We start from the raw sequence: 13,349 nt of genomic DNA on the forward strand, positions 1-13,349 counted from the left end.
CCCCGGCTGCGGAACTGCCGGGGAGGTGGACCTGGCCTGGCTGTCGCTGGTCAGCGGCGGGCGGTGACGTAGCAGGCGACGGCCGTCGCGGCGGCGACGTTGAGCGAGTCGATGCCTGCTGCCATGGGGATGATCGCGCGCCGGTCGGCGCTCTGCTCCCAGCGCGCGGACAGGCCGTGGCCCTCCGAGCCGAGGACGAGGGCGACCTTGTCGAGCCCGGCGACTGCCTCGTGGATCGGCCGCGCGTCGGGTGCGAGCGTGAGCGCCACGGTCGTGAACCCGCGGGCGCTGAGGTCCGGCAGGGCGTCGTACCAGTCGGGCAGCCGGGTCCACGGCATGCTGAACACCGCCCCCATCGCCACCTTGATCGCGCGACGGTAGAGCGGGTCGGCGCAGCGCGGGGCCAGCAGCACGGCGTCGAAGCCCAGGGCCGCACCGCTGCGCAGGATCGCCCCGACATTCGTGTGGTCGACGATGTCCTCCAGCACGAGCACCGAGCGGGCACCGGCGAGCACCTCGTCGACCTCGGGGAGCGGCCGGCGGTGCAGCGAGGCCAGCGCGCCACGGTGCACGTGGAAGCCGGTGACCTCCTCGGCCAGCGCCTCGGAGATGAGGTAGCAGGGCGCGTCGGAGCGGTCCAGGACGTCGGCCAGGCCGTCCAGCCAGCGTGGGGCCATGAGGAACGAGCGCGCGTCGTACCCCGCCTCGACGGCGCGGCGCACGACCTTCTCCCCCTCGGCGAGGAAGAGCCCGTGCTCGGCCTCGAGGTTCTTGCGCAGCTCGACGTCACGCAGGTCGCGGTAGTCGGCCAGGCGCGGGTCGTCGGCCGACGTGATCTCGACCAGGTCAGCCATGCCCGGGCGCAGCCGTCGGGAAGGAGTCGGGGTGGGCGACGGCGACCACGTCGCCGATGACGATGATCGCCGGCGGCTTCACGGCCTCGGCCACCAGCCGCTCGGCGAGCGTCTCGAGCGTGGCGAGCACGGTGCGCTGGGTCGGCATCGTGCCGTCGCAGACCACCGCGACCGGGGTCGTGCCGGGGCGCCCGCCGGCGAGCAGGGCCGAGGCGATGTGCGGTGCGTTCTCGACGCCCATCATCACCACGACCGTGCCGCGCATCCGGGCCAGCGCGTCGTAGTCGACGAGCGACTCGGGGTGGCCCGGCGGCAGGTGGCCGGACACGACCGTGAACTCGTGGGTCACCCCGCGGTGGGTGACCGGGATGCCGGCGATGCCCGGCACGGACACCGGCGAGGTCAGGCCGGGGATCACCCGGACCGGCACACCGGCCTCGCGGCACGCGATGACCTCCTCGTAGCCACGGCCGAAGACGAAGTTGTCGCCACCCTTGAACCGGACCACCCGCTTCCCGGCGAGAGCCCGGTCGACGATGATCCGATTGATCTCCTCCTGCATGGCCGAGCGGCCCCGGGGCAGCTTGGCGACGTCGACGAGCTCGACGTCCGCCGGCAGGTCGCCGAGCAGCTCGCGGGGGGCGAGCCGGTCCGCAACGACCACGTCGGCGTTCATCAGCGCCTTGTGGCCGGCGACCGAGATCAGCTCGGGGTCGCCCGGGCCGCCACCCACCAGCGTGACGCCCGGGGACCGCTCCGGCGCGGTGGCGCGGTGGTGGGGCGCGGCGATGGTCCCCGCGCGCAGGGCAGCGACGATCTCGTCGCGCACCGAGGCGGACCGGCGCGGGTCGCGGTTGCCCACGACGGCCACCGTGATGCCGGCCTCGCGCCCGACCGCCGGGGTCCACGCGGTGCCGAGGGTGGCGTCGTCGGAGCGGACGCAGAAGGTCCGCTGCGCCTCGCACAGCTCGGAGATGCGGTTGTTGACCGCGCGGTCGTCGGTGACGGCGATGACGTACCAGGCGCCGTCCACGTCGGCGTCCTCGAAGGGGCGCTGGTGCCAGGTGATCTCGCCGGAGCCGACCAGGCCCTCGATGGCGGGGGTCACGACCGGCGACACGACGTGCACGTCGGCGCCGACCGCGATCAGCTGCGGGACGCGGCGCTGCGCGACGTGTCCGCCGCCGACGACCAGCACGCGGCGCCCGGCGAGGCGCAGGCCGGAGGGGTACGGCGGGAAGTCAGTCACCCGCACATTCTCCCGGCATCCGGCGGGCCGTCACTGACACGGGACCAGCCTGCGGACTAACTTCGGTGACATGAGTCTCGATCGCCCGGTCACCCCGGACCCGTACCCGCTCCTGCCCGCCGTCCCGTCGTTCACCCTGACCAGCGCGGACGTCACCGACGGCCAACCGTTGAAGGACGACCAGGTCGCGGCCCACGGCAACACCTCGCCGCAGCTGTCGTGGTCGGACGTCCCCGAGGGGACGAAGTCGTTCGTCGTGACCTGCTTCGACCCGGACGCCCCGACCCCCAGCGGCTTCTGGCACTGGGTGCTGGTCGACCTGCCCGCCGACGTGACCTCGCTGGAGGCCGGCGCCGGTGCCGAGGGAGCGACGCTGCCGGGCAACGCGTTCATGTGCCGCAACGACGGCGGCGCGAAGGCGTTCATGGGCGCCGCCCCGCCGCAGGGCGACCAGGTGCACCGCTACTTCTTCGTCGTGCACGCGGTGAAGGAGGAGACGCTCGGCGTCGACTCCGACGCCTCGCCCGCAGTGGTGTCCTTCAACCTGGCGTTCAAGTCACTGGGTCGCGCGATCATCCACGGCACCTACCAGCACTGAGCCCCGAGAAGGCCCCGAGAAGGCCCCGAGAAACGGCGTCGGGGAGGCCGCGTGCAGCGACCTCCCCGACGAACCGCAGGCTGGGCGTGGCGTCAGAGCCCCATGCTCTTGGCGATGATCGTCTTCATGACCTCCGACGTGCCGCCGTAGATCCGGGTGACCCGGGTGTCGGCGTACAGGCGGGCGATCGGGTACTCGTTCATGTAGCCGTAGCCGCCGTGCAGCTGCAGGCAGCGGTCGATGACGCGACCGGCGACCTCGGTGCAGAACAGCTTCGCCGACGCCGCGTCGACGGCGGTCAGCTCGCCGGCGTCGTGCGCCTCCAGCGCGCGGTCCACCACGGCCTGCGCCGCGTCGACCTCGGCCTGGCACGCGGCCAGCTCGAACTTGGTGTTCTGGAAGGACGCCACGGTCGTGCCGAAGACCTTCCGGTCCTGGACGTAGGCCTTGGTGAAGTGGATCGCGGCCTGGGCCTGCGCGTAGGCGTGGTAGGCGATGCCGAGGCGCTCCTGCGGCAGGTTCTGGCCCAGGTAGGAGAAGCCCTCGTTCTCCTCCCCCAGCAGGTCGGAGGCCGGCACCCGGACGTCGGTGAACGACAGCTCGGCGGTGTCGGAGACGCGCAGGCCGATCTTGTCGAGTTTGCGGCCGACCTGCCAGCCCGGCGACTTCGTGTCGACGGCGAACAAGGAGATGCCGAAGCGGCGGTTCTCCTCCAGCGGCGGCGAGGTCCGGGCGCAGACGATCACGCGGTCGGCGAGGACACCGCCGGTGATGAACGTCTTGGCGCCGTTGAGCACGTAGGAGTCGCCGTCGCGCTTCGCGGTGGTGCGCATGCCGGCGAGGTCGGAGCCGGTGCCCGGCTCGGTCATCGCGATGGCCCACATCTCCTCGCCGGAGGTGAAGCCGGGCATCCAGCGCTTCATCTGCTCGTCGGAGGCGAACTTGAGCAGGTACGGCAGGCAGAGCTCGAGGTGCACGCCGATCGTGCCGAGGTGGACGCCCAGGCGGGTGGCCTCCTCGGTGAGGATCGCGGAGAACTTGAACGTGTGCAGCCCGGCGCCGCCGTACTCCTCGGGCACCTCGATGCCGAACACGCCGAGCTCGCCGAGCTTGGTGTAGAGCTCGCGCGGGACGATGCCGGCGTCGTACCACTCCTGGTAGTGCGGGACGACCTCGGCTTCCAGGAAGCTCCGGATGGTCTTCCGGAAGTCCTCGTGCTCCTCGGTGAAGACGGTGCGGCGCATGGTGCTCCTCTCGAACGACGTGGGGACCATCATGACACCATCACTGTCACGGTCGTCAGGGAGTCAGCGCACCGAGTCGCCGCCCGCCTCCCGGAGCAGCTGCTCGAAGGGCGTCGTGACGGCGAGTCCCCCGTCCACCGGGCCCGCGTCCTCCCCGGGCGTGGCCCGGCCGGTCCCGCCCGCGCCGCCGAGCAATGCGGCCAGCTCGCCGGCCGCACGCTGCACCCGCTTGTCGAGGCTGCCGTCGGCGCCGGAGCCGAAGTCCTCGCTGGCGGCGAAGACCCCGGTCGGCACGACCACCGCACGCAGGTGGGCGAAGAGCGGGCGCAGCGCGTGGTCGAGGACCAGGCTGTGCCGCGCGGTGCCCGCGGTGGCCGCGACCAGCACCGGCGTCCCGTCGAGCACGCCGCGCTCGACGACGTCGAAGAACGTCTTGAACAGCCCGGAGTACGACGCCGCGAACACCGGCGTGACCACGACGAGTGCGTCGGCGCGCCGGACCTGCTCGAGCGCGTCGGCCAGCTCGCCGGTCGCGAAGCCGGTCAGCAACCGGTCGGCCAGCGCGTGGGCCAGCGGGCGGAGCTCGACGTGCCGGACCTCGACCTCGCGGCCGCGGGCCACGACGGCACCTTCGACGGCCGCGCCGAGCTGGTCGGCGAGCAGCCGCGTCGACGACGGGACCGAGAGTCCCGCGGACACGACGACGACCCGGGTGGTGCTCATGCCTGGACCTCCTCACGGTCCGTGGTGCCGGTCATGGTGTCCTCCGCGTGCACGGAGGTGTCCCTGGCGCCGCCCGCCGCAGCGACGAGCGAGGCGTGGGTCGGGGCGTCCGGCACGTCGGCCGGGCGGCCCTCGGCGAAGCCCTTGCGCATCTCGGGCAGGATCTCGCCGAGCAGGTCCAGCTGCTCCAGCACGGTCTTGAGCGGGAGCCCTGCGTGGTCGACCAGGAAGAGCTGGCGCTGGTAGTCGCCGGCGTACTCCCGGAACGACAGGGTGCGCTCGAGCACCTCCTGCGGGGAGCCGACCGTCAACGGCGTCTGCCGGGTGAAGTCCTCCAGCGACGGGCCGTGGCCGTAGACCGGCGCGTTGTCGAAGTAGGGCCGGAACTCCCGGACGGCGTCCTGGCTGTTGCGCCGCATGAAGAACTGGCCGCCGAGGCCGACGATCGCCTGGTCGGCCCGTCCGTGGCCGTAGTGCTCGAAGCGCTCGCGGTAGAGGCGCACCATCTGCGCGGTGTGCGACGCCGGCCAGAAGATGTGGTTGTGGAAGAACCCGTCACCGTAGTAGGCCGCCTGCTCGGCGATCTCGGGGCTGCGGATCGAGCCGTGCCACACGAACGGCGGGACACCGTCGAGCGGCCGCGGGGTCGAGGTGTAGCCCCGGAGCGGGGTGCGGAAGCGCCCCTCCCAGTCGACGACGTCCTCGGTCCACAGCCGGCGCAGCAGCGCGTAGTTCTCGATCGCGAGGTTGATGCCCTGGCGGATGTCCTTGCCGAACCACGGGTAGACCGGCCCGGTGTTGCCGCGGCCCATCATCAGGTCGACCCGACCGTCGGTCAGGTGCTGGATCTTGGCGTAGTCCTCGGCGATCAGCACCGGGTCGGTCGTGGTGATCAGCGTCGTGGCCGTCGACAGGATGATCCGCTCGGTCTGCGCACCGATGTAGGCGAGCGTCGCCGTCGGGTTGGATGCGATGAACGGCGGGTTGTGGTGCTCGCCGGTCGCGAACACGTCGAGGCCGACCTCCTCGGCCTTCCGCGCGATGGCGACGGTGGCCTTGATCCGCTCGTGCTCGGTCGGCGTGCGGCCGGTCGTGGGGTCCGTGGTGACGTCGCCGACGGTGAAGATGCCGATCTGCATGGTGATCCGCTCCTGGCTGGTGCTGGTGCTGTCACCCGGCCCAACCGGTGACATGTCAACTATATTCCGGTGCGGCGCACGACCAGCACGGCACGGTCGTCGTCACCGAGGTCGACCTGGTCGATGATCCGCTTCGCGGCGCCGTCCCAGTCGTCGAGCACCGCGTCCCGGGCGACGCCGCGCAGCCAGGCGATGCCGTCGTCCATGGTGACCGAGCGGGACTCCACGACCCCGTCGGTGTAGAAGAGCAACGCCTCGCCGGCCGCGAGCCTGCCCCGCGTCTCGCCGAACTCCGGGGTGTCGGTGACCCCGAGGGTGGTGCCGCGGGCGTTGTCGATGCGCCACTCCCGGCGCGCGGCCGACCAGTGCAGGGCGGGCGGGTGCCCGGCGCTGCGGATGCGGTACTCCCCCGTCGCCAGGTCGAGCACGACGTGCACCGCGGTCGCGAGGTTCTCGTCCTCGGGCTGGCGCTGCAGGTAGGCGTTCGCCGCGTCGAGCAGCGCCTCGTCCGGTACGGCGACGACGAGGCTCTCCAGCGCGCCGGCGAGCTTCACCGCGGCCGGGACCGCGGACTGGCCGCTGCCGCAGACGTCGACGAGCACCAGCTGGAGCCGCCGCCCGTCGGCCGACAGGTCGCTGACGATGAAGTCGCCGCCGTACTCGAAGCCGGAGGCGGGCAGCATCGCGGACTGGTGGCACCACCCCGGCGGGAGCTCCGGCATCCGACCGCGGGAGAGCAGGCGGTCGCGCAGTCGGGCCCATTCGGCGTGGTCCTGCATCGGGCCAGCCTACGCACGGTAGCCTTCCCGCGGGCCCGGTCCGACCAACCCCCCTTGGCCGGACCGGGCCTGCTCGTTCCCCGACGGCTCGTAGGATCGTCGCCGTGAGCGAGCCGCCGGAGATCGACATCCTGGGTGAGCCCTGGACGGTTGAGACCATCCCCCTCGACGACGACTTCGAGGGCGAGGTGGTCGCGACGCTGGTCAGCCGGCGGAGCGAGACGCCGACGGAACGGGCGGTGCTGCACGTCCACGGCTTCTCCGACTACTTCTTCCACGCCGAGTTCGGCGCCTGGTGGCTCGAGCGCGGCCACGACGCCTACGGGGTGGACCTGCGCAAGTACGGGCGCTCGCTGCGTCCCCACCAGTCCGCGACCTATGTCGCGGACCTCGAGGAGTACTTCGCCGAGCTCGACGCGGCGTGGGAGCGGATCACCGTCCGCGACGGCCACACCAAGGTCGTCGTCTCAGGTCACTCCACGGGCGGCCTCGTCGTGTCCCTGTGGGCCGACTCGCGCCAGCCACCCGAGCTGGCCGGCCTCCTGCTCAACTCCCCCTGGCTGGACCTGCAGGGCCCGCCGGCGCTGCGTACCGCGCCCGTCGGCCTGCTGCTCGAGCAGGTCGGGCGCCGCCAGCCGATGCGCGAGCTGCGCCGCGAGGTGCGCGGCCACTACGCACGCAGCCTGCACCGCGACCACGGCGGCGAGTGGGAGTTCGACCTGCGCTGGAAGCCGGTCGAGTCCTTCCCAGTCCGCCTCGGCTGGCTGCGGGCGATCCGCCGGGGCCACGCGCGGCTCCAGGCAGGGCTGTCGGTCCAGGCGCCCGTGCTCGTGCTGTCCTCGGACCGCAGCAGCAACCCGCAGGAGATGGACGAGGACGTCTACTCCACCGACATCGTGCTCGACGTTCGACAGATCCGGCGCTGGGCGACCGCGGTCGGCCCGCACGTCACCTACGTCGCCGTCCCCGGCGCGGTGCACGACGTCGTGCTCTCGCGGCCGGAGCCACGCGAGCGCGCCTACGACGAGATCGACCGCTGGCTCGACGCCTACGTCCTGCGCGAGGTGTGACGGTCCTCGCACGGACCGCCCGCGGGGCCGCTAGTCTCCCCGCCATGGATCCCGTCACCGGTCTCTCCCTCGGCCGCATCGGCCTCGGCATCGCGTCCCTCGTCGCCCCGTCCGCGTCGGCCCGCCTCTTCGGCATCGACGCTGTCGCGAACCCGCAGCTGGGTGCGATCAACCGGATGTTCGGCGCGCGCGAGATCGCGCTCGGCGCGGTGACCCTCGCCTCGCGCGGCACCCTGCGCCGCAACATGGTGCTGGTGGGCATGGCCGTCGACGCCGCCGACGCCGCCAGCGCGGGCGTCGAGGTCGCCGGCGGCGGACTCCCGAAGCTGCAGGGCAGCGGGCTCGCGGCCGTCGCCGCGAGCGCCGTTGCGACCGGGGTCGCCGCGCTGGCGCTCAGCCGCGGGAAGTGACCCGGGGCCTCACGTCGCCAGCATCAGGGTGACGGCCGTCAGGCCGACCACCACGATGACGCTGCGCAGCACGAGCGGCGGCAGCCGGCGACCCACGGCCGCACCGAGGAAGCCGCCGACCACCGCGCCGGCGGCGATCACGACCACCACCAGCCAGTCGACCTCCGCGTCGCTGCCGAGCAGCCCGAGCTCGGCAGCTGCGACGAAGATCAGGCCGGCCACGCCGTTGACCACGGCGACCAGCACGTTCTTGATCCCGTTGAGCCGCTGCAGCGTCTCGTTGATGCCGATGCCCAGCACGCCCATGAGGATCACGCCCTGGGCGGCGCCGAAGTAGCCGCCGTAGACGCCGGTCAGGAAGGCCGCGACCAGCACCCACCCCGGCTCGACCGTACGACGACGGGTGCTCCCGCCGGCACCGGCCGCGTCGGCGGCCGCCGTCCGGAGCTCGGCCCGCGCGGCGACGTACCGCGCCAGCCGGGGCTGCACGATGACCAGCGCGACGCCGAGCAGGATGAGCGCGGGCACGACCGCCTCGAAGGCGTCGGGCGGCAGCACGAGCAGCAGCACCGCCCCGACCACGCCACCGGACGTCGAGAGCACGAGCAGTCGCAGGATGCGCGAACGCTGTCCGTCCAGCTCGCTGCGGTAGCCGATCGCGCCCGCGACCGACCCGGGCACGAGCCCGAGGCTGTTGGACATGTTCGCCGTCACCGGCGGGATGCCGATGGCCAGCAGGGTCGGGAAGGTGATCAGGGTCCCGGAGCCCACGACGGCGTTGATGGTGCCGGCGCCGACGCCGGCGAGCAGGACGGCGAGGACGTCGAGGAGGCTCACCCGGCAGGGGGCTCCTCACCGGCCGGGGGCTCCGTGGGGAGCTCGGCCGGCTGGCCCGGCTGACCGGGGTGGGCGGCGTCCTCGGCGGCGGCGAGCGCCTGCTGGACCGCCTCGCTCGTGCTCGAGGTGCGCACCGGCTCGGTCGCCGTGGGGCCCATGTCGACCCGCTTGGCGGGGCCGTCGGTCGACTTCGGGATGCCGGCGACCTCGTGGATCGACGACCCGAGGCCCTCCAGCGCCTTGGTGATCTCCGAGGGGATGACCCAGACCTTGTTGGCGTCGCCCTCGGCGATCTTCGGCATCATCTGGAGGTACTGGTAGGCCAGCAGCGACTGGTCCGGGCGGCCGTCGTGGATCGCCTGGAAGACGGTCTGGATGGCCTGGCCCTCACCCTGGGCGCGCAGGATCTGCGCCTCCCGCTCCGCCTGGGCGCGCAGGATCTGCGACTCGCGCTCACCCTCGGCGTTGAGGATCTGGGACTGCTTGTTGCCCTCGGCAGTGAGGATCGCGGACTGGCGCTGGCCCTCGGCGGACAGGATCAGCGCGCGCTTGTCGCGCTCGGCGCGCATCTGCTTCTCCATCGCGTCCTTGATGGACGGCGGCGGGTCGATCCCCTTGATCTCCACGCGCTTGACCTTGATGCCCCACCGGCCGGTGGTCTCGTCGAGCACGGCCGACAGGCCGCTGTTGATCGACTCGCGGCTGGTCAGGGTCTGCTCGAGGTCCATGCCACCGACGACGTTGCGCAGCGTGGTCATGGTGAGCTGCTCGATGGCCTGGATGTAGTTGGAGATCTCGTAGGTCGCCGCGATCGGGTCGGTCACCTGGAAGTAGATGACCGTGTCGATGTCGACGGTCAGGTTGTCCTCGGTGATCGCCGCCTGCGGGGGGAAGCTCACGACCTGCTCGCGCAGGTCGATCATGTAGCGCACCTTGTCGATGAAGGGCACCACGAAGTTGAGGCCGGCCGGCAACGTCTCCTTGTACTTGCCGAACCGTTCGACGATGCCGGTGTAGGCCTGGGGCACGACCCTGATGGACTTCGCGACCACGGTGATCACGAAGAGCAGCAGCAGGATCAGGATGACCAGCACGACCATGGGGGGGCTCCTTCGGAGGGTCAGGGTGCTCCGGGCAGGGACGGGGGGTCGGACACGGGCCGCACCTGGGCGGTGGCCCCGTTGATGGCGACGACCTCGACGGTACGGCCGACCTCGATGCCGGCCTCGGCGCCGGCCGAGACAGCCAGCCAGCTCTCGCCGCCGATCTTCACGCGGCCCGGCCGGTGCTCGGCCACGGTCTCGGTCACGACCCCGCGCGCGCCGACGAGGCTGGCCGGGCCGAGCACGAGCTCCGGACCACCGTGCAGGCGGCGGACCAGCGGCGGGCGGACGCCGGCGAGGAGCAGCAGCGACGCCGCGGAGGCGACCAGCACCTGCACGACGATGCTGTCGGTCACCAGCGCGGCACCCATGCCGGCCAGCGCGCCGCCGGCGAGCATCAGCAGGAACAGGTCAAGGCTCAGCAGCTCGGCGAGCGCGAGCGCGATCCCGACGGCGAGCCAGGTCTCCCAGAGGTGGTCGCGCAGCCAGTCCATGGCCGAACCCTAGGACATCCCGCGACCGCGGTGCTGCCGCCGTCGCGCCGCGTAGCGGCCCTCGTGCTTCTCGAGCACCAGCGGCATGCCGAAGGTGGCGGACAGGGTCTCGGCCGTCAGGGTCGTCTCCATCGGCCCCTGGGCGACCACCGCCCCGTCGCGCAGCATCAGCACGTGGGTGAAGCCGGGCGGGATCTCCTCGACGTGGTGCGAGACCAGCACGGTCGCCGGTGAGGCGGGGTCGTAGGCCAGCACCGACATGGTCGACACCAGGTCCTCGCGACCGCCCAGGTCGAGCCCGGCAGCGGGCTCGTCGAGCAGCAGCAGCTCGGGGTCGGTCATCAGGGCCCGGGCGATCTGCACGCGCTTGCGCTCCCCCTCGCTGAGGGTGCCGAAGGTGCGGTCGGCGAGGTGCATGACGCCGACCTCCCGCAGCAGTGCGTCGGCGCGGGCGTGGTCGACGTCGTCGTACTCCTCGCGCCAGCGGCCGAGCACGCCGTACGACGCCGACACCACCACGTCGCGGACCTTCTCCTGCCGCGGGATCTGCTCGGCGACGGCGGCGCTGGAGACGCCGATGCGCGGGCGCAGCTCGAAGACGTCGACGGTGCCGATCAGCTCTCCGAGCACCCCGACCGCGCCGGTGGTGGGGTACATCTGGGCCGCCGCGACCTGCATGAGCGTCGTCTTGCCCGCGCCGTTGGCGCCGAGCAGGATCCACCGCTCGCCCTCGCGCACGACCCAGCTCACACGGTCGAGCAGCGTGGCCTGGCCACGCCGGACGGTCACCTCGGCGAGCTCGAGCACGGCGGACATGCAGGCAACCCTAACGACTAGGGTCATGCCGTGAGTGGTCTCCCCGCATCTGCCCGCCTCGCGTGGTGGGGCACGGCGTGGCTGCAGGGCCGGATCGGGCCCGACGCCTTCCTCGACGGCGTGCTCGGCGACGACGTCGCCCACGTCGTCGGCGGTCCCTCGGGCGCCTCTCCCCTGCTGCTCGAGCTCGCGGACGCCCGCAACCGCGGGGCGACGGCCGTCGGCGCGTCCTTCCCGGCGCCCGGTGACCCCGCCGGCCTGCGCGGACCGCGGGACCTCAACGCGGCCGCCATCGACGCCGGCGAGGCAGCCCTGCTGCTGGGTGCCTCGAGCGCCCTGGTCCCGGCGCAGGTCGGCCAGGCGGTCGAGTGGACGCTGCTGCCGGCCGAGCGGCGTCCGCCGCCGGACCTGGGCGAGGCGGACCGGTCGCTGCGGGCCGCACTGCTCGAGGCGGCGGGCACCCTCGCCGAGCTGGACGTGGCGAGCTGGCAGCCGGAGGTCGCCGACCGCCTGCACGACCTGCGCACCGCCGTACCCCTCGAGGCGCCGGACGGCGTCCCCGGCCGCTGCATCGACCTCGCGGGCCGCGCGTTGCACCTCCTCGACGTCGCCCGGCTCGCGCTCGAGGACGACGGCGGCGCCCTCAGCACCGCCGAGGCGACGGCGCGGCGCGCGGCCCTGGAGCCGCTGGAGCGGACCGCCCGGCACGCCCTCGGCGCCGCCTGCTCGCCCGACGGCTGGCCACCGTCACGGTGACCCGCCCGAGAGCCGATAGCCTGCAGCCGCGATGAGCACTCACGACGCCCCCGACACGCTGCTGATCACCGTCACCGGGACCGACCGCCCCGGGGTCACCTCGGCAGTGCTGCAGACCCTCGCCGGCGCCGGCGTCTCCGTCGTCGACCTCGAGCAGATGCTGATGCGCGGGCGGCTCGTGCTCGGCGTGCTCGTGACCGCTCCCCGCGACGGCAAGAAGCTGCGCAAGGCGGTCACCCAGACCGTCGAGGCGCTCGGGATGAACGTCGAGTTCGAGAAGGGGTCCGGTGACAACCGGAGCCGGTCGCCGCACCGCGCCCACGTCACCGTCATCGGCGCTCCGCTCAAGGCGTCTGGCATGGCCGCGATCGCGGGCCGGATCGCCGACTGCGGCGGCAACATCGACCGGATCGAGCGGATGGCGCGCTACCCCGTCACCGCGATCGAGCTGCACGTCTCGGGCGCCGCGCCGGACCGGCTCCGCACCCTGCTGGCCACCGAGGCGGCCCGCCACGGCATCGACGTCGCGGTCCAGCCGGCCAACCTGCTGCGCCACGGCATGCGGCTGATCGTGATGGACGTCGACTCCACGCTCATCCAGGGCGAGGTCATCGAGATGCTCGCCGAGCATGCGGGCTACGGCGCCGAGGTCGCCGACGTGACCGAGCGCGCCATGCGCGGCGAGCTCGACTTCGAGCAGTCGCTGCGGGCGCGGGTCAAGCTGCTGGCCGGGCTCGACGCCTCCGTGCTCGACGAGGTGTACGACGCCATCGTCGTCAACCCCGGCGCCCGGACGATGGTGCGCACGCTGCGCCGCCTCGGTTACCGCTTCGCGATCGTGTCCGGCGGCTTCAGCCAGATCACCGACCGGCTGGCCGCGGACCTGGGCATCCACCGCGCCCGCGCCAACACCCTCGAGATCGTCGACGGCCGGCTCACCGGCGAGGTCGTCGGTCCCGTCGTCGACCGGGCCGGGAAGGCGCAGGCGCTGCGCGAGTTCGCCGCCGACCTCGGTGTCCCGGTCGCCGCGACCATCGCGATCGGTGACGGCGCCAACGACCTCGACATGCTCGACGCCGCCGGCCTGGGCATCGCCTACAACGCCCGCCCGGTGGTGCGCGAGGCCGCCGACACCTCGCTCAACGTGCCGTACCTCGACACGATCATGTACCTGCTCGGCATCAGCCGGGAGGAGATCGAGGCGGCCGACGCCGAGGCCGGGATCGTCACCCCGGCACCGCCGATCGCCTGACCCGGAGCCGCCCGGAGCGGCCCGC

At 72.8% G+C, this 13,349-nt stretch carries 15 protein-coding genes; 5 read left to right on the plus strand and 10 right to left on the minus strand.

The features are described 5' to 3' along the window. Positions 1-50 precede the first annotated feature (50 nt). Complete coding sequence (locus NOCJ54_RS0101405) at positions 51-854, minus strand: TrmH family RNA methyltransferase (protein WP_028654022.1); 804 nt, start codon at positions 852-854, stop codon at positions 51-53. After that, on the minus strand, positions 847-2,103 hold the full coding sequence (gene cobA / locus NOCJ54_RS23330; RefSeq protein WP_036516484.1) for a uroporphyrinogen-III C-methyltransferase: 1,257 nt from the start codon (positions 2,101-2,103) through the stop codon (positions 847-849). Before cobA ends, NOCJ54_RS0101405 begins: the two co-directional genes overlap by 8 nt. A 70-nt stretch (positions 2,104-2,173) precedes the next feature. Here cobA and NOCJ54_RS0101415 point away from each other — a divergent pair, with 70 nt between their 5' ends. Then, a complete protein-coding gene (locus NOCJ54_RS0101415) occupies positions 2,174-2,701 on the plus strand; it encodes a YbhB/YbcL family Raf kinase inhibitor-like protein (protein ID WP_028654023.1) in 528 nt (175 codons plus the stop codon). A gap of 92 nt (positions 2,702-2,793) precedes the next feature. On the opposite strand, the gene NOCJ54_RS0101420 is transcribed toward NOCJ54_RS0101415, so the two are convergent. From NOCJ54_RS0101420 to NOCJ54_RS23335, 4 genes are all read right to left on the minus strand, one after another. After that, a complete protein-coding gene (locus tag NOCJ54_RS0101420; protein WP_028654024.1) occupies positions 2,794-3,945 on the minus strand; it encodes an acyl-CoA dehydrogenase family protein in 1,152 nt (383 codons plus the stop codon). A gap of 63 nt (positions 3,946-4,008) precedes the next feature. Beyond that, complete coding sequence (locus tag NOCJ54_RS0101425) at positions 4,009-4,668, minus strand: CE1759 family FMN reductase (protein ID WP_028654025.1); 660 nt, start codon at positions 4,666-4,668, stop codon at positions 4,009-4,011. Continuing rightward, positions 4,665-5,807 (minus strand): LLM class flavin-dependent oxidoreductase, encoded by a 1,143-nt coding sequence (locus NOCJ54_RS0101430; protein ID WP_028654026.1) that lies wholly within the window; start codon positions 5,805-5,807, stop codon positions 4,665-4,667. Before NOCJ54_RS0101430 ends, NOCJ54_RS0101425 begins: the two co-directional genes overlap by 4 nt. Positions 5,808-5,866: 59 nt before the next feature. Beyond that, a complete protein-coding gene (locus NOCJ54_RS23335; RefSeq protein ID WP_051485366.1) occupies positions 5,867-6,586 on the minus strand; it encodes a PP2C family protein-serine/threonine phosphatase in 720 nt (239 codons plus the stop codon). A 104-nt stretch (positions 6,587-6,690) separates the two neighbouring features. Between NOCJ54_RS23335 and NOCJ54_RS0101440 the strand changes: the two genes are divergently transcribed. Together NOCJ54_RS0101440 and NOCJ54_RS0101445 are read left to right on the plus strand one after the other, a co-directional pair. Next, positions 6,691-7,656: an alpha/beta hydrolase gene (locus NOCJ54_RS0101440; protein WP_036516486.1), complete on the plus strand. Its 966-nt coding sequence runs from the start codon at positions 6,691-6,693 to the stop codon at positions 7,654-7,656. Between the two features lie 44 nt (positions 7,657-7,700). Then, the gene (locus tag NOCJ54_RS0101445; protein WP_028654028.1) at positions 7,701-8,066 is read left to right on the plus strand and encodes a hypothetical protein; all 366 of its coding nucleotides are present in this window, start codon (positions 7,701-7,703) and stop codon (positions 8,064-8,066) included. A 9-nt stretch (positions 8,067-8,075) separates the two neighbouring features. Here the strand turns inward: NOCJ54_RS0101445 and NOCJ54_RS0101450 are convergent, their stop codons facing one another. The 4 genes from NOCJ54_RS0101450 to NOCJ54_RS0101465 are packed head-to-tail and all read right to left on the minus strand — an operon-like array spanning position 8,076 to position 11,316. Beyond that, positions 8,076-8,903 (minus strand): sulfite exporter TauE/SafE family protein, encoded by an 828-nt coding sequence (locus NOCJ54_RS0101450; protein WP_028654029.1) that lies wholly within the window; start codon positions 8,901-8,903, stop codon positions 8,076-8,078. Next, a complete protein-coding gene (locus NOCJ54_RS0101455) occupies positions 8,900-10,003 on the minus strand; it encodes an SPFH domain-containing protein (RefSeq protein ID WP_028654030.1) in 1,104 nt (367 codons plus the stop codon). Before NOCJ54_RS0101455 ends, NOCJ54_RS0101450 begins: the two co-directional genes overlap by 4 nt. A gap of 20 nt (positions 10,004-10,023) precedes the next feature. Beyond that, positions 10,024-10,500 (minus strand): NfeD family protein, encoded by a 477-nt coding sequence (locus tag NOCJ54_RS0101460; protein WP_028654031.1) that lies wholly within the window; start codon positions 10,498-10,500, stop codon positions 10,024-10,026. Positions 10,501-10,509: 9 nt separating this feature from the next. Further along, the gene (locus tag NOCJ54_RS0101465; protein ID WP_028654032.1) at positions 10,510-11,316 is read right to left on the minus strand and encodes an ABC transporter ATP-binding protein; all 807 of its coding nucleotides are present in this window, start codon (positions 11,314-11,316) and stop codon (positions 10,510-10,512) included. A gap of 30 nt (positions 11,317-11,346) precedes the next feature. Between NOCJ54_RS0101465 and NOCJ54_RS0101470 the strand changes: the two genes are divergently transcribed. Next, positions 11,347-12,072, plus strand: a complete 726-nt coding sequence (locus NOCJ54_RS0101470) for a hypothetical protein (RefSeq protein ID WP_028654033.1) — start codon at positions 11,347-11,349, stop codon at positions 12,070-12,072. 31 nt (positions 12,073-12,103) lie between these two features. Further along, positions 12,104-13,324 (plus strand): phosphoserine phosphatase SerB, encoded by a 1,221-nt coding sequence (gene serB, locus NOCJ54_RS0101475; RefSeq protein WP_028654034.1) that lies wholly within the window; start codon positions 12,104-12,106, stop codon positions 13,322-13,324. Positions 13,325-13,349: the final 25 nt, after the last annotated feature.

Source organism: Nocardioides sp. J54 (genome assembly GCF_000519005.1).
Lineage (GTDB): Bacteria > Actinomycetota > Actinomycetes > Propionibacteriales > Nocardioidaceae > Nocardioides.